This is a genomic window from Rhodopseudomonas sp. NSM (genome assembly GCF_052445935.1).
Taxonomy (GTDB): Bacteria; Pseudomonadota; Alphaproteobacteria; order Rhizobiales; family Xanthobacteraceae; genus Rhodopseudomonas.
The window spans coordinates 216,443-240,630 of the sequence record NZ_JBQTCH010000009.1 but is presented as its reverse complement, the minus strand read 5'-3'; the positions used below and the strand labels follow the sequence as shown (position 1 = coordinate 240,630).

General features: G+C 67.4%; 20 protein-coding genes and 1 riboswitch. Of the genes, 14 read left to right on the top strand and 6 right to left on the bottom strand.

All coding sequences use genetic code 11. The features are described from left to right. Positions 1-181 precede the first annotated feature (181 nt). A riboswitch (cobalamin riboswitch) is annotated at positions 182-379 on the top strand. Between the two features lie 106 nt (positions 380-485). Next, entirely contained in the window at positions 486-2,756 is a 2,271-nt protein-coding gene (locus ACTZWT_RS21555; RefSeq protein WP_444771723.1) for a TonB-dependent receptor, read from the top strand. Between the two features lie 2 nt (positions 2,757-2,758). Further along, positions 2,759-4,204 (top strand): PepSY domain-containing protein, encoded by a 1,446-nt coding sequence (locus ACTZWT_RS21550; protein ID WP_444771722.1) that lies wholly within the window; start codon positions 2,759-2,761, stop codon positions 4,202-4,204. Positions 4,205-4,216: 12 nt separating this feature from the next. Here the strand turns inward: ACTZWT_RS21550 and ACTZWT_RS21545 are convergent, their stop codons facing one another. Continuing rightward, positions 4,217-5,659 (bottom strand): TAXI family TRAP transporter solute-binding subunit, encoded by a 1,443-nt coding sequence (locus ACTZWT_RS21545; RefSeq protein WP_444771721.1) that lies wholly within the window; start codon positions 5,657-5,659, stop codon positions 4,217-4,219. Between the two features lie 165 nt (positions 5,660-5,824). Between ACTZWT_RS21545 and ACTZWT_RS21540 the strand changes: the two genes are divergently transcribed. Both ACTZWT_RS21540 and ACTZWT_RS21535 read left to right on the top strand, forming a co-directional pair. Further along, positions 5,825-6,130, top strand: coding sequence for a 4a-hydroxytetrahydrobiopterin dehydratase (locus ACTZWT_RS21540; RefSeq protein WP_444771720.1), 306 nt, complete (start codon positions 5,825-5,827; stop codon positions 6,128-6,130). An 87-nt stretch (positions 6,131-6,217) separates the two neighbouring features. Continuing rightward, positions 6,218-6,589: a YkvA family protein gene (locus tag ACTZWT_RS21535; protein ID WP_444771719.1), complete on the top strand. Its 372-nt coding sequence runs from the start codon at positions 6,218-6,220 to the stop codon at positions 6,587-6,589. A gap of 12 nt (positions 6,590-6,601) precedes the next feature. Here the strand turns inward: ACTZWT_RS21535 and ACTZWT_RS21530 are convergent, their stop codons facing one another. Then, positions 6,602-7,237, bottom strand: coding sequence for a TetR/AcrR family transcriptional regulator (locus ACTZWT_RS21530; protein ID WP_444771718.1), 636 nt, complete (start codon positions 7,235-7,237; stop codon positions 6,602-6,604). 167 nt (positions 7,238-7,404) lie between these two features. Here ACTZWT_RS21530 and ACTZWT_RS21525 point away from each other — a divergent pair, with 167 nt between their 5' ends. Next, positions 7,405-9,543, top strand: a complete 2,139-nt coding sequence (locus ACTZWT_RS21525) for a phytoene desaturase family protein (RefSeq protein ID WP_444771717.1) — start codon at positions 7,405-7,407, stop codon at positions 9,541-9,543. Positions 9,544-9,660: 117 nt separating this feature from the next. On the opposite strand, the gene ACTZWT_RS21520 is transcribed toward ACTZWT_RS21525, so the two are convergent. Beyond that, a complete protein-coding gene (locus ACTZWT_RS21520) occupies positions 9,661-10,635 on the bottom strand; it encodes an NADPH:quinone oxidoreductase family protein (RefSeq protein ID WP_444771716.1) in 975 nt (324 codons plus the stop codon). Between the two features lie 302 nt (positions 10,636-10,937). Here ACTZWT_RS21520 and ACTZWT_RS21515 point away from each other — a divergent pair, with 302 nt between their 5' ends. From ACTZWT_RS21515 to ACTZWT_RS21490, 6 genes are all read left to right on the top strand, one after another. Further along, entirely contained in the window at positions 10,938-11,522 is a 585-nt protein-coding gene (locus ACTZWT_RS21515; RefSeq protein ID WP_444771715.1) for an invasion associated locus B family protein, read from the top strand. 240 nt (positions 11,523-11,762) lie between these two features. Continuing rightward, entirely contained in the window at positions 11,763-12,962 is a 1,200-nt protein-coding gene (gene rlmN, locus ACTZWT_RS21510) for a 23S rRNA (adenine(2503)-C(2))-methyltransferase RlmN (RefSeq protein WP_444771714.1), read from the top strand. A 142-nt stretch (positions 12,963-13,104) separates the two neighbouring features. Continuing rightward, complete coding sequence (locus tag ACTZWT_RS21505; protein WP_444771736.1) at positions 13,105-13,626, top strand: hypothetical protein; 522 nt, start codon at positions 13,105-13,107, stop codon at positions 13,624-13,626. A gap of 80 nt (positions 13,627-13,706) precedes the next feature. Then, on the top strand, positions 13,707-14,495 hold the full coding sequence (locus ACTZWT_RS21500) for a phosphatase PAP2 family protein (protein ID WP_444771713.1): 789 nt from the start codon (positions 13,707-13,709) through the stop codon (positions 14,493-14,495). Positions 14,496-14,591: 96 nt separating this feature from the next. After that, positions 14,592-15,929: an argininosuccinate synthase gene (gene argG, locus ACTZWT_RS21495; protein ID WP_444771712.1), complete on the top strand. Its 1,338-nt coding sequence runs from the start codon at positions 14,592-14,594 to the stop codon at positions 15,927-15,929. Positions 15,930-16,053: 124 nt separating this feature from the next. Then, entirely contained in the window at positions 16,054-17,814 is a 1,761-nt protein-coding gene (locus tag ACTZWT_RS21490; RefSeq protein ID WP_444771711.1) for an alkaline phosphatase, read from the top strand. Here the strand turns inward: ACTZWT_RS21490 and ACTZWT_RS21485 are convergent, their stop codons facing one another. Next, positions 17,815-18,432, bottom strand: a complete 618-nt coding sequence (locus ACTZWT_RS21485) for a TetR/AcrR family transcriptional regulator (protein ID WP_444771710.1) — start codon at positions 18,430-18,432, stop codon at positions 17,815-17,817. It abuts the gene before it with no gap. A 238-nt stretch (positions 18,433-18,670) separates the two neighbouring features. Between ACTZWT_RS21485 and ACTZWT_RS21480 the strand changes: the two genes are divergently transcribed. After that, entirely contained in the window at positions 18,671-19,627 is a 957-nt protein-coding gene (locus tag ACTZWT_RS21480) for a homocysteine S-methyltransferase family protein (RefSeq protein ID WP_444771709.1), read from the top strand. Between the two features lie 21 nt (positions 19,628-19,648). Here ACTZWT_RS21480 and ACTZWT_RS21475 read toward each other — a convergent pair whose 3' ends face one another. Then, on the bottom strand, positions 19,649-20,227 hold the full coding sequence (locus tag ACTZWT_RS21475; protein ID WP_444771708.1) for a thermonuclease family protein: 579 nt from the start codon (positions 20,225-20,227) through the stop codon (positions 19,649-19,651). Positions 20,228-20,327: 100 nt separating this feature from the next. After that, positions 20,328-20,549 (bottom strand): DUF1674 domain-containing protein, encoded by a 222-nt coding sequence (locus ACTZWT_RS21470; protein WP_444771707.1) that lies wholly within the window; start codon positions 20,547-20,549, stop codon positions 20,328-20,330. A 165-nt stretch (positions 20,550-20,714) separates the two neighbouring features. On the opposite strand from ACTZWT_RS21470, the gene ACTZWT_RS21465 reads away from it, so the two are divergent. Together ACTZWT_RS21465 and ACTZWT_RS21460 are read left to right on the top strand one after the other, a co-directional pair. Then, positions 20,715-22,067 (top strand): RsmB/NOP family class I SAM-dependent RNA methyltransferase, encoded by a 1,353-nt coding sequence (locus ACTZWT_RS21465; RefSeq protein WP_444771706.1) that lies wholly within the window; start codon positions 20,715-20,717, stop codon positions 22,065-22,067. 311 nt (positions 22,068-22,378) lie between these two features. Continuing rightward, entirely contained in the window at positions 22,379-24,133 is a 1,755-nt protein-coding gene (locus tag ACTZWT_RS21460) for a heparinase II/III family protein (protein WP_444771705.1), read from the top strand. Positions 24,134-24,188: the final 55 nt, after the last annotated feature.

Sequence of the window (24,188 nt, the reverse complement as noted above, 5' to 3'; positions counted from 1 at the left end):
ATCTCGGGTGGCAAGGCTTGCCGGCAGTGAACGTAATGTTATAACATTGCATATACGGAACTTCACGTCTCGCAACCAGGGCCCCCCAATACCGCGACGCCATCGACGAATCGCCCGACCCGTTCGGCCTTGCGGATGGGATAACACTTGGCGCGTTCGTTGACAGCGTTCGGACACCTCCGTTACGGTCGCGCCCGACGGTTCCCGCAAGGGATCAATAGGGAATGCGGTGAGGGTCGCGTGCGATCCGATTCCGCGGCTGCCCCCGCAACTGTGAGCGGCGAGCCTTTCGCCACACGCCACTGGGCCTCGCGCCTGGGAAGGCGGTGAAAGGCACGGACCCGCGAGCCAGGAGACCTGCCGTCGTTCGTGGTCACACGCGAGCGCATCGGGCGGGGTGTCCTGGTGAGTGTCGAACCGCGGCCGTCCGGCTGCGGCAAGGCCTTGGCTTGCGGTGACGTGCCACGTTAACCGCGAGTCCCTCGATGTCCCCCTCCCGAATTGCCTCCAGGCGCAACCGCCTGCTGTCCTCCGTTGCCTTGACGGCTCTGCTGTGGCCCGCTGCCGGCCACGCCCAATCCGCGCCGCGCGGCCTCGATCCGATCGTGGTCGAAGGTCAGACCGCACGACCCGCCAAGCCGCGCGCGGCGGCATCGACCGCCGGCTCGTCGCGCCTGCGCCGGGCCGCGGCGCCCTCGTTGCGCCCGACGGCTGCGCCCGCAGCCGCGGCGCCGTCTGCCGCCGTCGCGGCGGTGCCGACCTTCAACCTCGGCACGGTGGCATCGAGCGCCAGCCGGCTCGGACTGACGCCGCTGCAGACGCCGGCTTCGGTCGAAATCATCCAGGGCGAAACCATCGCCGAGCGCGGCCAGCACAATGTGACCGACGCGGTAACGCAGAACGCGACCGGCTTCACCGCGAGTCCGGCGCCGGGCAATGGCGGGCTGTCGTTCGCCACCCGCGGCTTCAGCGGCAACGGCACGGTGATGTCGCTGTATGACGGCACGCGGATGTATGTCGGCTCGGGCACCATGACGTTCCCGTTCGACACCTGGACGGCGCAGCGCATCGAGGTGCTGCGCGGCCCGGCCTCGGTGATGTACGGCGAGGGCGCGATCGGCGGCGCCATCAACGTGATCTCCAAGAAGCCGCTCTGGCTGCCGCGCAACGAGGCCGAGATTTCGCTCGATACCAATCTGACGCGGCGGCTCGCGGTCGACTCGGGCGGTCCGATCAACCCGAACGTCAGCTATCGGCTGGCGGCGATCGGCAATATGTCCGACGGCTGGGTCGATCGCGACAAGACCTCGAATGTCGCGGTCTCCGGCTCGATCCGGGTGCAGGCCGCCGACAACCTCGCCTTCACGCTGAGCGAGGACTACGCCGATCGCAGCCCGTCGCGCTATTTCGGCACGCCGCTGGTGGGCGGCCAGATCGACAAATCGCTGCGGTTCCAGAACTACAATGTCGGCGACAGCAGCATCCGCTATCGCGACAACTGGACCCAGCTCAAGACCGAATGGGACGTCACGCCCGGCGTCTCCGTGAAGAACGTCAGCTATTATCTCAGCAGCCACCGGCACTGGAAGGACGTCGAGAGCTACGCCTACAGCCCGTCGACCGGCAACATCAACCGCAGCTCCTATATCGAAATCTTCCACGATCAGGAGCAGATCGGCAGCCGGACCGACGCGACCTTCAAGGGCCATCTGTTCGGCCTCGCCAACGAATTCGTCGCCGGCTTCGACGTCAACCGGATCGCCTTCAGCCACACCAACAATTCACCCTACTCCGGCACGTCCACCGTCACTCCGTACAATTTCGATCCCGGCAGCTTTCTCTGGGTGAGCTCGACCCGTCCGAGCTTCCATACGCTGACCACGCAATACGGCCTGTTCGCCGAGAACCGACTCAGCCTGACCGAACAATTGTCGGTCGTCACGGGAGTCCGGTCCGATCAACCGACGGTCGAGCGCACCGATTTCGTGACGCCGTCGAACAGTTTCGAGAAGACCTATTCGGCGCCGAGCTGGCGCGCCGGGCTGGTCTACAATCCGATCCCGGATCTGGCACTCTACGGCCAATATTCGACCGCGGTCGATCCGGTCACCAATCTGATCACCATGACGGGCGTCAACCGCGACTTCGCGCTGTCGACCGGCAAGCAGGTCGAGGTCGGCATCAAGCAGCAGCTCGCCGGCGGCCGCGCCGAATGGACGCTTTCGGCCTATCAGATCGTCAAGAACAATCTCTTGGCGCGCGATCCGTCGAACCCGTCCAACACCAACCCGCTGCAGATCGGCCAGCAATCCTCGCGCGGCATCGAGGCGTCGGCGGGCCTGAAGGTCACCGACACGTTGCGGCTCGACGCCAATGTCGCGGTGCTGCGCGCCAAATACGACGACTTCACCCAGGCGGTCGGCGGTCGGGTGGTGAACTACGCCGGCAACGTGCCGGCCAACGTGCCGCAGGTCGTCAGCAACATCTGGGCGACCTGGGCATTCGCGCCGGCCTGGTCGGCCAATGCCGGCGTGCAGCTCGTCGGCGACACCTGGGCCGACAATGCCAACACGCTGGTGCGGCCGGCTTACAACGTGGTCAATGCCGGGCTGATGTGGAAGCCGGACGCGCAGCAGACCTTTGCGCTGCGGGTCTACAATCTGTTCGACACCATCTACGCGACCTCCGGCGGCACCACGCAGTGGATCCTCGGAATGCCCCGTACCGCGGAGCTGTCCTACAACGTCAAGTTCTGACGATGCATCGTGTGGTGCGGCGGCTGAAGCGGTGGCTGTATCTCGGCCACCGCTGGCTCGGGATCGCGTGCTGTCTGTTGTTCGCGATCTGGTTCGTCTCCGGCGTGGTGATGATGTATGTCGCGTTCCCGAATCTGGACGCGAAGGAGCGCCGGGCGGCGCTGCCGGATCTCGCCTTCAGCGAGGTCCGGCTCTCGCCTGATCAGGCGATGGCGGCGGCGGGGCTGCGGCGCTATCCGCGCGAATTGCGGCTGGTGATGCAGAATGGCGAGCCGGTGTACCGGCTCTCCGGCGCGGACGGGCGGCAGGCGATCTCGGCCGTCGACGGCCGCGTGCTCGGCGACATCGACGCCGAACAGGCGGTGGCGATCGCGCAGCATCATCCGGCCGCCGTGGCGCCGGTGCTGCTCGACATCGTCGATCGCGACCAATGGAGCGTCACCGCGCGGTTCGATCCGCTGCGGCCGCTGTTCCTGATCGGGCTCGGCGACGATGCCGGCACCGAGCTCTACGTCTCGCAGAAGACCGGCGAGATCGTGCTCGACACCACGCGGCACGAGCGGGTCTGGAACTGGCTCGGCGCGATCCCGCATTGGATCTATCTCACCGTGCTGCGCCAGGACGCGCCGCTGTGGCGGCAGGTGGTGATGTGGACGTCGGGGACGTGCCTGCTGGTCGCGATCAGCGGGATCTGGATCGGGCTGCTGCGCGCCGGCCTGCGGCGGCGCTATGCGTCGGGCCGGGTCACACCGTATCGCGGCTGGATGGCGTGGCATCATCTGACCGGCCTCGTCGCCGGCGTACTGGTGCTGACCTGGATGGCCTCGGGCTGGCTGTCGGTCAATCCGTTCGACCTGTTCGCGCGCCGCGGCGACAGTCGGGAGGCGCTGCAGCGCTATGCCGGCCACGACGCGCCGACGATCGCGGCCACACTCCCCGCGCGCGACCGGCCCGGCGTCGTCGAAGCGCGCTTCATCTGGGTCGGCGGCGCGCCGCTGATGCTGCTGGCGCATCGCGACGGATCGCAGAGCGTGGCCGATCCGGCGAGCGGCGCATCGCGGACGCTGTCACCGGAGCGGATCTTCGACGCGGCGGCGCGGCTGCTGCCCGACGCCACGATGACGCTGCGGCAGCGGCTGGAGGAGCCTGACGCCTATTGGTACTCGCATCATCATCGGCGCGTGCTGCCGGTGTTGCGCGCCGGCTTCGACGACCCCGCGCAAACCTGGTATCACCTCGACCCCGCGACCGGCGAGATTCTGGGGCGCAGCGATCGCAGCCGCCGGGTCTATCGCTGGCTGTTCAACGCGCTGCACAGTTTCGATTTCCCGGTGCTGATCGCGCATCGGCCGGCATGGGACGTCGTGGTGATCGTGCTGTCGCTGGCCGGGCTGGTGATCTCGGTCAGCGGCGTCGTGATCGGCTGGCGGCGGCTGCGCCGCGCGTGATCACGCCGGCGCTCACACCACCTGCGGCCGCGCCGGGCGGATCGGCTGCGGCGGCGGCAGTGCCGCCAGCAGCATCTTGCGATCCACCACGGCGTTGTGGAACTGCTCCAGCGCGATGCTGAAGGCGGTCAGCGCCGCGCTGTCGATGCCGCCGTTCTCGTAGCAGTTCAGCGCGTCGCGCAGGATCGCATCAGCTTCGGTCTGCATCGCGTCGAGTTCGTCCTGCGCGTCGCAGCGCCGCGCCGCGGCCAGCATGTCGAGCAGCCGGTCGCGCTGCGAGACGTTGCTGTTGCGCTCGTCCTTGCGCAGATAGCTGGCGAACCATGCGCCGAGCGAGCCGGTCGCCGACAGGCCCATCAGCGAGAACCAGATCAGGTCGCTGTAGCGGTCGAGAAAGCTGCGCTCCTCGCCGTCCACATAGGCGGCGGCGCCGGCCTGTACCGGGATCACCGCGTCCTTGTCGGTGTCGGGAGTCTCGATCTTCGCGGCCAGCGGGTTCTCGGTCATCACGGTCTGGCGCGCCGTGAACAATTGCTGGGTGAAGCTCGCGATGGTGCTGTCGGAGACGCCGTCGCGCGCCACGATATAATGCGAGAAGCTGATGGTCTTGACGTCGGTCTCCGGCCGCGCGGGTGCGCCGCCGAAGGCGCCGGCCGGGATCGACGCCGATTCATAGGACGGATGGTTGGCGGCGAGCGCTTCCGACGAATCGATTCCGAGGAAAACCGGCTCCCGGCCGGAATGTGCGGTGGCGGCCAGCGCCTCGCCGATCACCTTGCTGTTGAGCGGTCCTGCGGCCAGCAAGGCATCCACCTTGCGGGCGCGCACCGCTTCGGCGACCTCGCCGACCGCGAGCTGCACGTTCTCGACCCTGGCCGGGTCGACGCCGTATTGCCGCAGGATGACCTCGAGCAGCCCCGCATTGGCTTCGGTGCGGCCGATCACGCCGACGCGCTTGCCGGCCAGTTGGGTGATATTGGTAATACCGGCGGCCGCGGCCTTCTTGCGTTTGCCGGTCGCAGCTCTGCCGGGGGCCCACAGCACGGCGACGTTCTTGTGCAGCACCGCGACCGAACGGGCGTTGCGCGGCACCGGCAGATCGCCGCGGATCACTGCGAGATCGGTGGCGTCGGATTTCAGCGCCGCGGCGCTGGCCGCTGGCCCGTCGGTGACGATCGGCCGCATCCGGACGATATTGCGCTCGCGCGCGAAAACCTGCGCCAGCCCTTGAACGAGGCGCAGATCGTCGCTGGCCTGCGGGCCGACTGCGATCTTCAGCGTCGCCGGCCGCATCGCGAAATAATAGGCAGCACTGATGGTGCCGACCAGCGCCAGAATGGCGGCCAGCGAAATCAGCGTCGTTCTCCGCCGCACCGGGCGCGGAGACGCATGCAGCAACGGGTCCACCGGTTCGGGCTCGTCCATCGACCGGGCAAACAGTCGCTTGAAATCCATCCCGGTCACAGCCCCATCATAGCAGTTCCATCGCCGTGCGAGACTTTCCGTTTTGCTGCTCCGCCCGTTATGGTGAAGCGGCGCAGACGAACATCTGGCTCGCCCTTTGTGGCCGAGTTGGCGCGGAACGGGTCCGCCCGATAAACTTGACGTGAGGAGAGCGGCATGGTCGAGCGGCTGACGGGCAAGGAGCGGCAGCAGGCGCTGCAGGGCGTACCAGGCTGGAACGAGGTCGAGGGCCGCGATGCGATCGCGCGCAGCTTCGTGTTCAAGGATTTCAACGAGGCGTTCGGCTTCATGACTCGCGCCGCTCTGGTCGCCGAGAAGGCCGACCATCACCCGGAATGGCGCAACGTCTACAAGACCGTCGAGGTGGTGCTGACCACCCACGACGCCGGCGGCGTCACGGTACGCGACATTGCACTGGCGACGGCGATGAATGCGATCGCGGCGCAATTCGGCATCGCGTGAGGTTCCGCCCAGGTTGCGGCGGGGCGTCCTGATCACCAAATGGAAGGGCAAGGACGACTGCATTTCCGCACGCGCGGAGGGGACGCGATGACCACCGAACACAGCGTTGGCTTCGAGCCGGCCGACAAGCTCGCGCAGGATCCCGAGACCGTGCGCCGCCGGTTCTGGCACAAGATCAAGCGGGTCGCGGCGCATCTGCCGTTCGCCGAGGACATCCTCGCCGCCTATTACTGCGCGTTCGACCGCCAGACGCCGCGGCATGTCCAGGTCGCGCTGCTCGGCGCCATCGCCTATTTCGTGCTGCCGTTCGACTTCATGCCGGACATCCTGCCGATCCTCGGATTCACCGACGACGCCGCGATCCTCGCCACCGCGCTGCGCATGGTCGCGAGCAACATCACCCCGGCGCATCGCGAAGCGGCGCGGGCGGCGATGCAGCGTGGCTTGGAAGAGGCTTAGTCGCGATCCGCCCTAGCTGTCCGAATTGTCCGGCTGCATCATCTGTTCCATCGCCCGCGTCGCCAGTGCGGCGCGCTGTGCGATCGCCTCCAAGCCGAGCGGCGGCTCGGTGCCGAGCAGCGTCTGCAACTGCGCGAAGCCGATCAACACCGAGAAATACACGCTGAGCAGCGTCGCGATCTCCTCGCGCCGGACGATGCCGCGCGCCGCGGCCTGATCGAAGAACTGCGTCGCCGCCCGCATCACGGGCTGCCGCCCGTTGGCGTCGAGTTCGCGCGCCACCAGCGCGCCGCCGCGTCCGGCTTCGGCGATCGCGAGGCGATACATCGCGGTTCGCTCGGGATGCAGGAATTCGCGGAGAAAGCCGCGGCCGAACTGCTCCAGCACGGCGAGGAACTGGGCGCGGTTCTGCGGCTCCGGCAACGCGGGCGACGGCTGCAGCTTCTGGCTGCCGTAGCGCACCAGCGCGGTCAGGATGTCCTGCTTGCTGGCGAACAATGCGTACAGCGTCCGCTTCGAGGTTTTCGCCCGACGGACGATCTCGGCGGTGGTCGCTGCCTCGAAGCCCCTTTCGACGAAGACGTCGAACGCTGCCTGCAGGATCGCCCCGCGGCGCGGGTCGTCGGCTATTTTTTGTTTCTCATTCATGCGGTTAGGCGTTTTCGTCGCAGATTGGCGATTGATGGTACCAATCGGTACCGATTGTGATAAGGTCTGGTACCCGATGGTACCGGAAGCGTCGGCGGCGTCAATGTTGCGGCCGCTCAATGGCTCCGGCGTAGCCACCGGCGATGATTCCGACCGCGGAGGCCGCGATGAAGACGTTCCTGACCGTGAAACTGGTGCTGGTGCCGTTCGCGTCGTTCTGGGCGCTGCTGGCCATGGGCTACGTCGACTCGGCGATCGGCGCGGGGCTCGCGCTCTCGCTCGCCGGTAACGCCTGGCGGGCGTGGCGCCACGAAATGTTCGTGCTGGAGGCCGGCGGGCTGGTGCTGTTTCTCGGCCTCGGCGGGATGCTGCTCGTCGCGCCCGATCTCACGGCGGCGAGCGCGCTGTGGCTGTCGTTCGCGGGACTTTCCGCGATCAGCGTGGCGAGCCTCTTGGCGCGGCGGCCGTGGACCTCGGACTACGCCCGCGCCGCCTATCCGGACAATGCCGGCACGCCGCAGTTCTTCGTCATCAACGCCGCGATCACCGCGTTGTGGGCCGTGCTGTTCGCCGCGATCGCCGCCTGCCGCCATGTCGGGGCGACGGGCGAAGTGATCGCCGCGCTCGTCATCGTCGGCGCGCTGATCTCGATCTTAGGGCCGAAGCTGGCGGTCCGCTTCGTCCTGCAGCGGCTGACCGCTTCGGGCGAAACCTATCGCTGGCCGGCGCCGTCCTTCGCGCGTGACACCGAGGCGGATTGCGACGTCGCGGTGATCGGCGCCGGCATCGGCGGGCTCACCGCCGCAGCCTTGCTCGCCGATGCCGGCCTGAACGTGAAGGTGTTCGACCAGCACGTCGTCGCCGGCGGCTATTGCCATACGTATCTGCGCAAGGCGCATCATCTCAACAAGCCGGTGCTTTACCGCTTCGACGCCGGGCCGCACGATTTCTCCGGCGTGCAGCCGGGCGGCCCGTTCAACATGCTGCTGCGGCGGCTCGGCGTCGCCGACCGCATCGTCTGGGAGCGGGTGACGCAGAGCTTCCACACCGCGAGCGGCGCGATCGACGTGCCGGCGGACTGGCGCGACTATGTCCGCGTGCTCGGCGAGCGGTTTCCCGGCAGCGCGGCCGGGATCAGTTCGCTGTTCGAGGAGATCAAGGCGATCTTCGACGACATGTTCTCGACCGCGGCGGGCCGCGGCGGCGTCCCCGGACCGCCGTCGACGATCGACGAATTGCTGGCGTTTCCGCGCGCGCATCCGCACGCCTGCAAATGGATGGATCGGCCGTTCGCCGAACTGGTCGCCGCGCATGTCCGCGATCCGGCGGTGGTCGCGGTCATCGACGGGCTGGCGGGTTATATCGGCGACGGCAGCGAGCCGCCGAGCTGCGCCCGGATGGTGCCGATCTTCGGCTACTACTTCCACGGAGGCTATTATCCGCGCGGCGGTTCCGGCGTCGTCGCCGATGCGCTGGTCGAGGCGATCACGGCGCGTGGCGGCGAGGTACGGCTGAAGACCGCGGTGAAGCAGATCATCGTCGAAAATGGCAGTGCAGCCGGCGTGGTGCTCGCCACAGGCGAGACGGTGCGCGCCCGCGCCGTGGTGTCGAACGCCGACTTCAAACGGACGTTGCTGGAGCTGGTGCCGCCGGCCGCGCTGCCGCGTGGCTTTCGCGATAAAATTGCCGCCGCGGCGCCGGCGAATTCCTGCTTCAGCGTGCATCTCGGCGTCGATTTCGTGCCGGCGCTCGGTCCCTCGACGCATCTGCACGCGCCGATGCAGCTCGGCATCGCGATGATGTCGAAATGCGATTCCACCGCCGCGCCGCCGGGGCATTCGATCCTGTCGCTGATCGCGCTGGTGCCGCACGACGAGGCGCGGAGCTGGTTTCCGCCCGAGGGCGGCGGCAACGATTGGAGGGAATGGCGGCGCTCTGCCGATTACTTGCGGCGCAAGGACGAATTCGGCGATCGCATGATCGCTGCCGCCGAGACCGCGATCCCGGGACTGTCGCAGCACATCGTCTATCGCACCGACGCCAGCCCGGTGACCTACGCCCGTTACGACTGGGCGAGCTTCGGCGCGATCTACGGAATGTCCAAAGCGGGGCAGCTGAAGGGCTCGAAGACCCCGCTGCGCAATCTGGTGATCGCCGGCGGCGGCAATATCGGTGCCGGGGTCGAAGCGGTGGTGATCTCCGGCGCCAATGCCGCCGAAGCGCTGGTGCCGGGATTGCTGGCTAGCGCGCAACCGGTCGCAAGCGAGCCCGCCGCGGCTACGAGGCCGGAGTTGACGCCAGCGTAACGCGATCACGCGTAGGGTGGGTTAGGCGCTCTTGCGCCGTAACCCACCATCTTCGCGCGGCGACCTGAATCGGTGGGTTACGCGCTGCGCGCTAACCCACCCTACGATTCAGCATTCTCACGGATGCAGGATCACCTTGCCCATCGCCTGGCGGCCGGCGAGGACTTTCAGCGCGTCGGCGGTCTGCGCCAGCGGGAAGGTGCGGTCGACCTGCGAGGTGATCTTGCCGTCGGCCGCCCATTGCAGAAGCTTTTCCAGATTGGCGCGGTGTTTGGCCGGGTTGATCTTGGTCCACGCCCCCCAGAACACGCCGCGGATATCGCAGCCCTTTAGAAGCGCGAGGTTGAGCGGCATTTTCGGGATGTCGCCGGCGGCGAAGCCGATCACCAGGAAGCGGCCCTCCCAGGCGATCGCGCGCAACGCGGCTTCGGCGTAGCTGCCGCCGACCGGATCGAAGATGATGTCGACGCCCTTGCCGCCGGTCAGCTTCTTCAGGCCCTCTTTGAGGTCTTCCTTGGCGTAGTTCAGCGTCAGTTCGGCGCCGTGCTGTTTGGCGAATTCCAGTTTCTCGTCGGATGACGCGCAGGCGATCAACTTGAGGCCCATCAGCTTGCCGAGTTCGCAGGCCGCAAGTCCGGTGCCGCCGGCGGCGCCGAGCACGGCCAGGGTCTCGCCCGGCTTCGGGCTGGCGCGATCGTCGAGCGCATGCAGCGCGGTGCCGTAGATGATGATGATGCCGGCGGCGCGGTCGTAGTCGAGGTTATCCGGGATCTTGATGATCGCCGAGGCCGGCAGCGCGATCTTCTCACGCGCGCCATTGTGGCCGCAGGACGCCACCACGCGGTCGCCGACCTTCAGATCGGTGACGCCGTCGCCCACGCTCTCGATCACGCCGGCGACTTCGGCGCCGGGCGAGAACGGGAACGGCGGCTTGATCTGGTACTTGCCCTGAATCATCAGGATGTCGAAGAAATTCAGCGCCGCCGCCTTGATCGCGATCACCGCTTCGCCGGGGCCGGCGACCGGATCGGGGACCTCGGTCAGAACGAGATCGTCGGGACCGCAATATTGCTGGCAGAGTATCGCCTTCATGAATCCACCCGGGTACGAGGTTTGTTTCTGGTTGTCGGGCGTTCTTGCCGGATTTGGTCGCCCCGGACAATCGGTTTCGGCCCGCGCCGAGCGCAATGCCGCTGTCACCCGGCGCACGGCGGCGACCCCCGGACTGTACGGCAGATACCTGCGATGATGGTGAAAGCGCCCGAAGCGTTGTTTCGACGGCTTTCCAGAATCGGCCATCCCGGTTATTCGGGGGCCGGTGACTAGCCGGATCCCACAAGCCATTTTGCAGTCACAATGATGAGGGACCAGACTTGCCCATGACGGAATTGTCCATGAGTGCGAGGCGAATTTTGATTGCCGCCGTTGCGGGGGCGATGCTGTGGGGTGCGGGCAGCGCCGCACAGGCGCGTCCGGCGTCGAAGGGCGCGCCTGCCAAGCCGGAATCGGCCGCCGCGGCGTCCAACAGCCCGGAGCCGACTTTGATCGGCCAGTTCGGCAGCTGGGGTGCCTATATGGCGACGCCGAACGGCAAGCGGGTCTGCTTCGTGCTCGCCAAGCCGTCGTCGTCCAAGACCAACCCGCCGAACCGGCCGCGCGATCCGGCCTATACCTTCATCTCGACCCGCCCGGCCGAAAAGGTGGTCAACGAGGTTTCGGTGATGATCGGCTATCCGCTGAAGCCGGGCTCGGAATCGACCATGGAAGTCGGCGGCGCGTCGTTCGCGATGTATACCCAGGGCGATGGCCTCTGGATCAAGAATGCCGCCGAGGAAGACCGTCTGGTCGAGGCCCTGCGCAAGGGCGCGGAGGTCACCGTCAAGGGCGTTTCCACCAAGGGAACCGCGACCACCGACTCGTTTTCGCTGAAGGGCCTGGCCCAGGCGCTCGACAAGGTGGCGCAGAACTGCGGCGGCTGAGCGGGGCGGCTGCCCCGATTCGCGGCTTTGCAGAACCGTCGAAAAAGCCTATCTGACGGATGATTTCGTGACGCGGACGCTCGCGTCTGTGCCTCATGGTGAGGAGCCCGCGTCAGCGGGCGTCTCGAACCATGAGGTTTGTAACTCAGCTCATCCTTCGAGACGCGGCCTCCGGCCGCTCCTCAGGATGAGGCTGCTGTGCTTGACGCGGGCGTGTCGGCCCGCCTGAACCGGACCGCCATGACCCTCGCTGCATCCGCCGCCCCGCTCGAAAAGATTCCGCTGGAGACCTACGTTCCGCCGGCCAAGCCGTCGCTGATCGGGCTGTCGCGCGCCGAACTGGCCGAGCGGCTCGGCGCGATCGGCGTGGCGCCGGCGCAGCGCAAGATGCGGGCGCAGCAGCTGTGGCACTGGATGTATGTCCGCGGCGCTCGCGATTTCGCCGAAATGACCAACGTCTCCAAGGAGATGCGGGCGACGCTGGCGGAGCATTGCACGGTCGACCGGCCCGAAGTGGTGGCCGAGCAGATCTCCAATGACGGCACCCGCAAATGGCTGCTGCGGCTGCCGAGCGGCGACGACGTGCAGAAGGCTCACGAGGTCGAGTGTGTCTACATCCCGGAGACCGACCGCGGCACGCTGTGCGTCTCCAGCCAGGTCGGCTGCACGCTGAACTGCTCGTTCTGTCACACCGGCACCCAGCGGCTGGTGCGCAACCTCACCGCCGGCGAAATCGTCGGCCAGGTGATGGTGGCGCGGGACCGCCTGGGCGACTGGATCGACCGCGAGACCCCGAACGGCAACCGCCTGGTCACCAACGTGGTGATGATGGGCATGGGCGAGCCGCTGTACAATTTCGAGGCGGTGCGCGACGCGCTGCTGATCGTCACCGACAATGAGGGCATCGGCATCTCGCGGCGGCGGGTGACGCTGTCGACCTCCGGCGTGGTGCCGAACATCATCCGCACCGGCGAGGAAATCGGCGTGATGCTGGCGATCTCGCTGCATGCGGTGCGGGATGAGTTGCGCGACGAACTGGTGCCGCTGAACCGCAAATATCCGCTGAAGGAACTGCTGCAGGCCTGCCGCGACTATCCCGGCGCCTCGAATGCGCGCCGCATCACGTTTGAATATGTGATGCTGAAAGGCGTCAACGATTCGCTCGACGATGCGCGGCGGCTGGTGCAGTTGCTGAAGGGCATTCCGGCCAAGATCAATCTGATCCCGTTCAACCCGTGGCCCGGCTCGAAATACGAGTGCTCGGATTGGGACCAGATCGAGAAATTCTCTGAATACATCTTCAACGCCGGCTATTCCTCGCCGGTCCGCACCCCGCGCGGAAGAGATATCCTGGCCGCCTGCGGCCAGTTGAAGTCGGAGACCGAAAAGCTCTCGGTCCGCGAACGCGACGCGCTCCGCGCCATGGCGATGACGGATTGATGCGGGCGCGCCCTGACCAGCGTCATCCTGAGGTGCGCGCCGCGCTTGCGGTGCGCCTCGAAGGATGCGCGTGCGAAGTCATCCTTCGAGGCTCGCAAGAGCTCGCACCTCAGGATGACGGCGAAGCCTCGTGGAGATCGTGGTGTCGCTGATCGGCCGGCTGTTCGCCATCGCCTTCGGCTTCCTGTTCGCCAGCCTCGCGGCCGGGCTCGTGGTGGTCGGCACGATGCTGTTTCCCGAACTGAGCGACCTCGCCGGCGGCCCGCTCGATCCCGATGCGCTCAATATCGTCATGGGGTTCGGCTTCATCTTCGTATCCGGATTCGCATTGCTGCCGGCGCTGATCGTCGTGCTGGTGACCGAAGCGTTTTCGATCCGCAGCGCACTGGCCTATGCGATCGGCGGCGGCCTGGTCGGCGTCGGCTGCTATCTCGGGCTGGTGCCGTTCGACCCCGGCACGCTGCAGTTCGACGGCATCGTGCGGCGGCATCTCGAAATCATGACCGGCGCCGGCATCATCGGCGGGCTGGTCTACTGGCTGATCGCCGGCCGCAATGCCGGCCTGTGGCGCGACCCGCCGCGGCGGCCGCTGCCGCAGCATGACCGTCCGCCGGCCCCACCGGCTCCGGCGCCGCAAGTCCCGCCATCTCCACCGGCGCCCTGAGACCGCGAGCCGCAGCCGCAGCTTCGCGAACGCCGGCCGCCCGCCTTTTCATCCCCCGCCGCCTCGGTTAAACCCCCGCCATGAACCGTACGGGACTTGTCATCGCGCTGGCGCTGTTCGCTGCGATCGGATTGGTGTTCGGGCTTTTCCCGGGGCTGGATTTGTGGCTGGCCGGGCTGTTCTACGATCCCGCCGCCAAGACTTTCCCGATGCGTCTGGACCAGGATCTCGAATTCTTGCGCAATCTGGCGATGTGGATCGCCTGGGCGATCGCCGCGCCGTCGATCTTCGCGCTGGTGTTCAAGATGGTGCGCCCGGACCGGCCGCTGGTGATGCCGGGCCGCACCGTCGCGTTCCTGCTGATCTCGATCACGCTGTCGGCCGGCATCCTCACCAATCTGACCTTCAAGACCCATTGGGGCCGGCCGCGCCCCGCCGCGGTCGCCGAATTCAACGGCCCGTGGCAGTTCAAGGCGTGGTGGGACCCGCGCGGCGCCTGCCCGAAGAACTGTTCGTTCTTCTCCGGCGAGGGCGCGACGGCGTACTGGACCTTCGCGCCCGCGGCGCTGACGCCGCCCGCGGTGCGGCCCTACGCCTATGCGGCCGCCTTCGTGTTCGGCACCGTCACCAGCGGATTGCGCATCGCGTTCGGCGGGCATTTCTTCACCGACGTGGCGATCGCGGGCCTCGTCACATTCCTGGTGATCTGGCTGCTCTACGCGCTGATCTATCGCTGGGCCTGGAGCCGGACCACCGATGCCGGTGTCGACGCGGCGCTGACCCGGGCGTTCTGGCCGCTGTATCGGTGGCGGCAGAAGCGCCGCGGCCGCGATGTCGGGCCGGCACCGACGCCCGCGCCCGCGGTCTGAGCGACATTCACCAGGCCCGTCGCAATGAAAACGCGTGCCCGTCGGCACGAAGTTTGATATTCGCGCCGCAAACCGCCCCAGCCGATTGGAAGTCCCATGAGTACGATTCTGAAAAGCCTGCCCAAAGGTGAAAACGTCGGCATCGCGTTTTCGGGCGGGCTCGACACCAGCGCGGCGCTGCTGTGGATGAAGCAGAAGGGCGCCCGTGTGTTCGCCTATACGGCGAATCTCGGACAGCCCGACGAGGCCGACTACGACGAGATTCCGCGCAAGGCGATGGAGTTCGGCGCCGAGAAGGCCCGTCTGGTCGATTGCCGCTCCCAGCTCGTGCACGAGGGCATCGCCGCGATCCAGGCCGGCGCCTTCCATGTCTCGACCGGCGGCATCGCTTATTTCAACACCACGCCGCTCGGCCGCGCCGTCACCGGCACGATGCTGGTGTCGGCCATGAAGGAAGACGGCGTCAACATCTGGGGCGACGGCTCGACCTACAAGGGCAACGACATCGAGCGGTTCTACCGCTACGGGCTGCTGACCAACCCGGAGCTGCGGATCTACAAGCCCTGGCTCGATCAGCAGTTCATCGACGAACTCGGCGGCCGCGCCGAGATGTCGGCGTTCATGACCGCCGCCGGCTTCGCCTACAAGATGAGTTCGGAAAAGGCGTATTCGACCGACAGCAATCTGCTCGGCGCCACCCATGAGGCGAAGGATCTCGAACACCTCGACAGCGGCATCAGGATCGTCAATCCGATCATGGGCGTGCCGTTCTGGCGCGACGATTGCGCCGTCAAGGCCGAGACCGTCAGCGTGCGGTTCGAGGAGGGCCAGCCGGTGGCGCTCAACGGCCAGACCTTCGCCGATCCGGTCGCGCTGTTCCTCGAGGCCAATGCGATCGGCGGCCGCCACGGCCTCGGCATGAGCGACCAGATCGAGAACCGCATCATCGAGGCCAAAAGCCGCGGCATCTACGAGGCGCCCGGCATGGCGCTGCTGCACATCGCCTATGAGCGCCTCGTCACCGGCATCCACAACGAAGACACCATCGAGCAGTACCGCATCAGCGGCATGAAGCTGGGCCGGCTGCTGTATCAGGGCCGCTGGTTCGATTCCCAGGCGCTGATGCTGCGCGAGACCGCGCAGCGCTGGGTGGCGCGCGCCATCACCGGCGAGGTGACGCTGGAACTGCGCCGCGGCAACGACTACTCGATCCTGAATACGCAGAGCCCGAACCTGACCTATGCGCCCGAGCGGCTCAGCATGGAGAAGGTTGAGGACGCGCCGTTCACGCCTGCCGATCGCATCGGCCAGCTGACGATGCGCAACCTCGACATCGCCGACACCCGCGCCAAGCTGGATATCTTCGCCAAAGCCGGCCTGCTGTCGGCCGGCGAGGGCTCGCACATCCCGAAGCTCGAGAACGACAAGGGCTGAGGGCCTTCACAGTCATTCCGGGGTCGCGCTGCGCGCGTCCCGGAATGACTGCCGCTGCTAAACACCGTCATCGAACCGTCATTTGCCGCCCATACGGTCCGCGCTCCGATCCGGAGCCGTTCCCATGATGCGTTTCGTCGCCCCCTTTGTTGCCTTGCTGGTGCTGATTTCGTCCGCCTCGGCGCAGACGATCTATCCGATCGACCGCGCCGAAATTCTCGCCGGCGCGCGGTTCGACCTCAAGGTCGAGTTCCGCGGCGAGGTCGCGCCCGACAAGGCGACGCTCACGATCAACGGCGCGGATGCAGCCACCGTGTTCGGCAAGGCGCCGGAGCTGATCGCGCGCGAGGACGGCCGGCCGCAATCGGCGCTGCTGCTGCGCGATGTCGTGCTGGAGAAGCCCGGCGCCTACACGATCGAGGCCGGCGACGGCGCCAGCCGCCGCAGCGTCGGCTGGACGGTGTACGACACCGGGCCGCGCAAGGCCAAGAACGTCATCCTGTTCATCGGCGACGGGCTGTCGCCGGCGCATCGCGTCGCGGCGCGGCTGCTGTCGAAGGGAATCAAGGAAGGCCGCGCCGGCGGCAAGCTGGCGATCGACGACATGCCGCAGATGGCGCTGGTGTCGACCGCCGGCAGCGATTCGATCATCACCGATTCCGCCAATGCCGCCAGCGCCTATGCGACCGGCCACAAGGCCGCGGTCAATGCGATGGGCGTCTATGCCGACCGCACCGCCAGCCCGCTCGACGATCCCAGGGTCGAGACGCTGGCCTCGCTGGCCAAGCGGCGGCTCGGGCTGTCGATCGGCATCGTCACCAACACCGAGGTCGAAGACGCGACGCCGGCGGCGGTGATCGCCCATACCCGCCGCCGCGCCGCCTACGACGACATCGTCGCGCAATTCCTCGATGCCAAGCCGGAGGTGCTGATGGGCGGCGGCGCCGCGTATTTCCTGCCGAAGAGCGCGCAGGGCAAGCGCAAGGACGACGTCGACTATCTGGCGAAGTTCCGCGACGCCGGCTACGCGGTCGCCACCAGTGCGACCGAGCTGGCCGCGGCCGGCAAGCCCGACACGCGAAAACTGCTCGGCCTGTTCGCGCCCGGCAATATGGACGGCGTGCTCGATCGCCGCTTCCTGAAAGGCGGCGGCGTCGCGAAGAATCCGGATCAGCCCGATCTGACAGAGCAGGTCGCGGTCGCGCTCGATGTGCTGTCGAAGAACGAAGCCGGCTTCTTCCTGATGGTCGAATCCGGCATGATCGACAAATACGCCCACGCGCTCGACATGGAGCGCGCGGTCTACGACACCATCATGCTCGACAATGCGGTGCGGCAAACGCGTGACTGGGCCCGGGCACGCGGCGACGACACGCTGATCCTGGTGGTCGCCGATCACAACCATCCCAACGCGCTGGTCGGCACCGTGCGCGACGACCTCGCCGAGGGCGAGAACGTGCCGCTGCGCGAGCGCATCGGCGTGTATCAGAGGGCCGGGTTCCCGAACTACCCGGCGCCCGACAAGGACGGCTATCCGGACCGCGTCGACGTCAGTCGCCGCTTGGCGATCTTCTCGGCTAGCCTGCCCGATCACTACGAGACGCTGCGGCCGAAGCTCGACGGCCCGAACCAGCCGACCGAAGCCGGCGACAAGCCCGGCACCTTCAAGGCCAACGAGAAGTACAAGGCCGTGCCGGGGGCGGTGCTGCGGCTCGGCAATCTGCCGGCGATGATGAACGCCAGCGTGCATTCCGGCGAGGACGTGATCCTCACCGCGGCGGGGCCGGGCAGCGACCGGGTTCGCGGCTCGATGGAGAACACCGATGTGTTCCGGGTGATGGCCGAAGCGCTCGGGCTCGGCGCGGAACCGGAGCAAAGCCGCTAGTCAGTTGATCGGCGGCGCGAAGATCAGCTTCACGCAGATCCTGAAGGTCAGGATCTGTCGCTCCAGCCGGCGCGGATCGTTCAGTGTCTTCGACATTATGATGCCGCCATCGACCACGCAGGACAGCATGTCGGCGAGGTCGCCGAGCTCGACCGGCTCGCGCGGCGGATGCACCGCGGCGATGCCGTCGAGGATCGCGCGGAAGCGCGCATTCCAGCTCAGCACCGATTGCGCCGTCAGTTCGCGGACCTCGCGGTCGAACAGCCGCTCCTGATAGCAGATGCTGGCGATCAGGCATCCGGGATGGCCGCTCGGCAGATCGGCCATCACTTCGGCGAGCAGCTTCAGCGAGATAAGAAACGCCTGCAGCGGATCGTCGGACAATTGCCGGCCCCGTGCGAACACGTCGTCGAACAGCCGGTCGTTGCTCTCGACATAGCGCCGCAGCATTTCCCGCGCGAGTTCGTTCTTGTCGCGGAAGTGATAGAAGAAGCCGCTCTTGGTGAGCCCGGCTTCGGCGATCACTTCCTCGATCGAGGTCGCGCCGAAGCCCTTGGCGAGCACGGCGGCTTCGGCGATTTCCAGGATGCGCTCGCGAGTGACTGCGCCTTTCGCCATCGCGTCCTCCAGAAAACTTGACCGGCGGTGCGGTTTTCGTGCCGGGCGCTGCGGCCAGTGCCGGCATCGCCGCCGCGGCGTTGGCCCAAGCCTTTGTTCTATGTCGCGTTTCAAGGGCAGCGGTTCAGTGCACCGCGAGTCGGCTGGTTCGCTGCGGCTGATTGCGGCACCAATCCGGTCATTCGAGCCGCGCGCGCCCCGTCGCGCAACTCGGAAATTCACATCCCGGAGGATGCCCATGGCCAAGTATCGACACCGCCTGCCGCAATGTCGCGACGGATTGTTTCTCACCGACGGCGGCATGGAAACCACACTGATCTTCCAGGAGGGGATCGACCTGCCGCATTTCGCCTCTTTCGTCCTGCTCGGTTCGGCCGACGGTCGCGCCCGGCTCGAGCGCTACTACGAGACCTATCTGACGATCGCTCGCGAGCAGCGCACAGGCTTCGTGCTGGACACCCCGACCTGGCGTGCCAATGCCGATTGGGGCGCCCGTCTCGGCTACGACGCCGCCGCGCTGCGCGCCGTCAACCTCGCCGCTGTCGAACTGCTGGCGCCGCTGCGCGCGCGTTGGGAAAGCCCGGACATGCCGTGCGTGTTCAACGGCGCGATCGGCCCGCGCGGCGACGGCTACAAGTCGAGCGCCATCGACGCCGACGAGGCCGAGGCGTATCACCGGCCGCAGATCGAGGCGTTCGCCGCCTCGGAGGTCGACATGGTGACTGCCTACACGCTGACAAGCGTCGGCGAGGCCACCGGCATCGCCCGTGCCGCCAAGGCGGCCGCGATGCCCTGCGTGATTTCCTTCACCGTGGAGACCGACGGCCGGCTGGCCAGCGGGGGCGTGCTCGGCGATGCGATCGAGGCGGTCGACGCCGCCACCGATGCGTCGCCGGCCTACTACATGATCAACTGCGCCCATCCGGCGCACTTCGAACACGCGCTGTCGGCCGACGCGCCGTGGATGCGGCGGGTTCAGGGCGTCCGCGCCAACGCCTCGACCAAAAGCCACGCCGAGCTCGACGATTCGACCACGCTCGATGCCGGCGATCCGGCGGATCTCGGCCGGCGCTACCGGGCGCTGCGGCAGAACTATCCGACCATGCGGGTCCTCGGCGGCTGCTGCGGCACCGATCACCGCCACGTCGCCGAGATCGGCAGGGCCTGCGTCGGCTTTGCGGCCGTCGCCGTCTGAGCGGCCGCGATCGGCGGCGCGTCAGCGCCCGCTGCACCAGCCGTTGCGATGTCCGCCGCCATAGGCGCGGGCGTAACCGGCCTCGATCAGCGCGGCGGAGACATTGGGTGTGCGCCTGGTGGCGACGTCGGCGACGACGCGGCCTTGATATTTGTCGGGACCGATATTGTAGATCGCGACCTCGCCCTGGCGCAGCACCTCGCGCAGCGCGCCGGCCGCGGCCTCGGCCAGCTTCAGCTCCTGCGCGCATTGCGCCTTGAGTTCAGGCGCATCGATGCCGCGCAGCCGGACCCGGGTCGCGAGGTCCGTCCCCGGCCACAGATGCACCCGCGCCTCGAACGTGTCGCCGTCGATCGTGTAGAGCACGTCGACCGGATGCCGCACGCTGGGATTCCCGGCCCGCCGCCACACCGTCTCGCTGTCGTTCCTGATCGCCTGCAAATCGGTCGTCGACCACGGCCACTGCACCCAATGCCGCGCCGGCAGCATCGTCCCGGCCGCGACGCCGAGCACGAACACCCAGGGCCAGATCGACCGCAGCCGCCCGCGCCAGGGCAGTCGCGCGATTCGTGCCGGGTTTGTTCTAAATCGTGGGGACATATTCCTACGATAACGCGAGTCGTCTCGCCCAGCAAGTCACGATCGACAGATCACCGCGATCGGAGATGTGCGACAGCAATGCCGGGTGAATTTGCCCGCGTCAGAAATCCGACGCGATGCCTTTGACTTCCCAGTCGCCGTAGCGGGTCGGCTCGGGGCCCTTCGGACCCTGATACTCCTTCGCGCGCGCCGCGGCGTGTTGCGCGGCTTCGACGCGTCGCGCCTCGGCTTCGGCCAGCGCGCGCTTCGCTGCGTCGGGAAGTTCCTTGCGCGGCGGTTCGGTCGGCGCGGCCGGCATGGTCTGCAGATCAGATTTCGTCATCGGCCTGGCCTTTCATTGCGCGCGGTTCGATCGTTTGGTCTATGTCAGCACAACGCGGCGGCGTCGCGGCGATTCTTAGAATCGGCATATTCACCTGCCATCCATCGCTGGATTCGCGCCGCCTCGCGCGCGGCATCATCCCCTCCAATGTGATACCCTCAATCCATGCCTGCTCCAAGATTCGCACAGCCGTCGGAGGTGCCCGGATTGGCAGCGCGCCGGATCGCCGCCGACATCCTGGACGGCGTCCTGCAGAAGCGCCGGATGCTCGACGACCAGCTCGAAGGTCCCGCCGCACATCCCGGGCTCAAGACGTTGCCGGATCGCGACCGCGCGCTGATGCGCCGGCTGGTGGCGACGATCCTGCGCCGGCTCGGCACGCTCGAACACCTTTTGGCGCGGATGCTCGATCGCGGCGTCCCGACCGATGCGCCGCGCGCCAAGAGCGCGCTCCTGATCGGCGCCGCGCAGATTCTGTGGATGGACGTGCCGGATCACGCCGCCGTCGATCTGTCGGTGCGGCTGGTACAATCCGACCGTCGTGCTGCGAAATATGCCGGCCTCGTCAACGCGGTGCTGCGGCGCTGCGCGCGTGAAGGGCAGCCTTTGATCGACGCCGCGGCCGGTCAGGCGCTCGATGTGCCGGAATGGCTGATGGCGCGGTGGCGCGCGCATTATGGCGAGGACGCCGCCAAGGCGATCGCGCTGGCGATCAGCCACGAACCCTCGCTCGACATCACGGTGAAATCCGATGCCGAGCATTGGGCGGGGCGATTGTATGGCGAAAGGCTGCCGACCGGCACGGTGAGGACGCTGCTGCAGGGCTCGGTGAAGATGCTGCCGGGCTTCGAGGACGGGCAATGGTGGGTACAGGACGCCGCCGCCGCGTTGCCGGTGCGGCTGTTCGGCGATCTTGCCGGCAAATCGGTCGCCGACCTCTGCGCTGCGCCCGGCGGCAAGACCGCCCAACTGGCGCAGGCCGGCGCGCGGGTCAGCGCGATCGACCGCTCGCCGGCGCGGGTGGCGCGGCTGCGGGAGAATCTGGCGCGGCTGGCGCTCGAAGCGGAGACCAGCGTCGCCGACGCCACCGAATGGCGCAGTGATGCGCCCGGCAGTTTCGACGGCGTGCTGATCGACGCGCCCTGCGCCTCGACCGGCACCATCCGCCGCCATCCCGATGTCGCCTGGCTGAAGCAGGAGAGCGACATCGGCGCGTTGTCGGCGGTGCAGGGCCGGCTGCTGCAGAAGGCGGTCGCGCTGCTCAAGCCCGGCGGCACCTTGGTCTATTGCACCTGTTCGCTGGAGCCCGAGGAGGGTGAGCAGGTGGTCGGCGCGCTGCTCGATGCCGAGCCCGGGATGCGACGCGTCCCGGTGGAGCCCGCCGAGGTCGCCGGCCTGGCTGAGATCGTCACCGCGGATGGCGACGTCCGGACGCTGCCGTCGCATCTGCCCCATGCCGATCCGAGGCTCGCGGGGTTCGACGGGTTCTACGCCGCACGTCTGACGAAGTCCCTGTAATCGCTTTGAAATTCGATGCCGGGCGCCCGTCTGGGTGCGCGGAAGGTCGCTCGTCCACACCCCGCCCAACAGCAGGGTGTGTGCATGGTCAATTCCGGATTAAAAGGATTTGAAACGAATTTTCGTTAATCCGAGGTTGCTTTGGTTCACAACACCCTTTCGCCTCCGCCGCGCAGATGCCCGCAGAGCTGTTTCAGACAAAGCCGCTTTGGACCGCGAAGGTCGCGGACGTCTTGCTGAATCTGAAACCCGCAGCCCGACGGCCGCAGCAGGCCGTCGATGCGCTGTATGACCCCGGGGCATTAGCACGCGTGTCACCCGCCCACCGCAGACGGATCTCGAGCCTGATCGTGGGCCGCTTCGCGCGGAACATGGTGGCGCGCGCCTCCGGCGGATCGGTGGCGCTGTCCCGGCTGTGGCCCGGCCGCACCGACCGGCTGATCATCGCCCCGCACGATCTGCGCACCGCCGACGCCACCCGGGCCGCCGAGATCTATGCCGGGCGCTTCGTGTTCGCCGGCAAGATCGTCACCTGCCACGGCCGCTCGATCTTCGATCTGGAGCCGCCGTCGGACGATTGGGAAGCCGCTTTGTTCGGCTTCGGCTGGCTACGCCATCTGCGCGCCGCCGACACCGCGATCACCCGCGCCAACGCCCGCTCGCTGGTCGACGACTGGCTCGGCAACATGGCGCGCAACCGCACCGTCGGCCGCCGCCCGGACGTGATGGCGCGGCGGGTGATCTCGCTGCTGTCGCAGGCGCCGCTGGTGCTCGGCGACACCGACGGCAAATTCTATCGCCGCTATCTGCGCGGCCTGACCCGCGAGATCCGCGCGCTGCGCTACGCGCTGCTCGACGTGCCGGACGGCGTGGCGCGGCTGCAGGTGATGATCGCGCTGTGCTACGCGGCGCTCTGCCTCGCCAATCAGGCGCGCAACATCCGCGCCGCGACCAAGCGGTTGTCCGACGAATTGCAGCGCCAGATCCTGCCGGACGGCGGGCACTTCTCGCGCAATCCCGGCGCGCTGATCGAACTGCTGATCGACCTGTTGCCGTTGCGCCAGACGTTTGCCGCGCGAAACATCGCGCCGCCGCCGGCGCTCCTGAACGCGATCGATCGGATGATGCCGATGCTGCGGTTCTTCCGCCACGGCGACGGCAACATCGCGCTGTTCAACGGCATGAGCGGCACGCCGTCGGATCTGCTGGCGACGCTGCTCGCCTATGACGACAGCCACGGCATTCCGATGCCGAGCATGCCGCATTCCGGCTATCAGCGCATCGACGCCGGTTCGACGCTGGTGATCGCCGACGCCGGACTGCCGCCGCCGGCCAATGTCAGCCAGGACGCCCATGCCGGCTGCCTGTCGTTCGAACTGTCGTCGGGGCAGTGCCGGATCGTCACCAATTGCGGGATGCCGGGCACCAACCGCGAGAGCTGGCGCGGCTTCGCGCGCTCGACCGCGGCGCATTCCACCGTCACCTGCCACGACACCTCGTCCTGCCAATTCGTCGAGCGCTCGTCGATGAAGCGACTGCTGCAGGGCGCACCGATCGTCAGCGGTCCGACGCGGGTCGACAACCGCCGCGAGGCGGTCGCCAACGGGGTTCTGCTGACCACTTCGCATGACGGCTATCGCGACAGGTTCGGAGTGATCCATCAGCGCGTCATCATGGTGAAGCACGACGGCTCCAGGGTCGACGGCGAGGACACGCTGTCGCCGGCGCAGGGCGGCCGCCATCGCGCCGGGCAGGCCGACTACGCGATCCGCTTCCATCTGCACCCGTCGATCAAGGCGAGCCGGCTCGGCGACGCGCATGGCGTGATGCTGGTGCTGCCCAATCGCGAGGTCTGGACCTTCGAGGCGCTCGACGACAAGGTCGATCTCGAAGACAGCGTCTTCCTGGCCGGCAATGACGGGCCGCGCCGCACCACCCAGATCGTGATCCGGCAGAATTCGATCGAGGCGCCGAACATCCGCTGGAGCTTCATCCGCTCCAATACTTCGCCGCAGCAGACTTCCGCCCGTCGCGCCGCCCGCCGCGAGCCGGAATTGCCGCTGTAGCGTCGAATGCCGCAGGCGGGCCCCAGACCCGCCGTTTTGGCCGGTTTCATCGCGC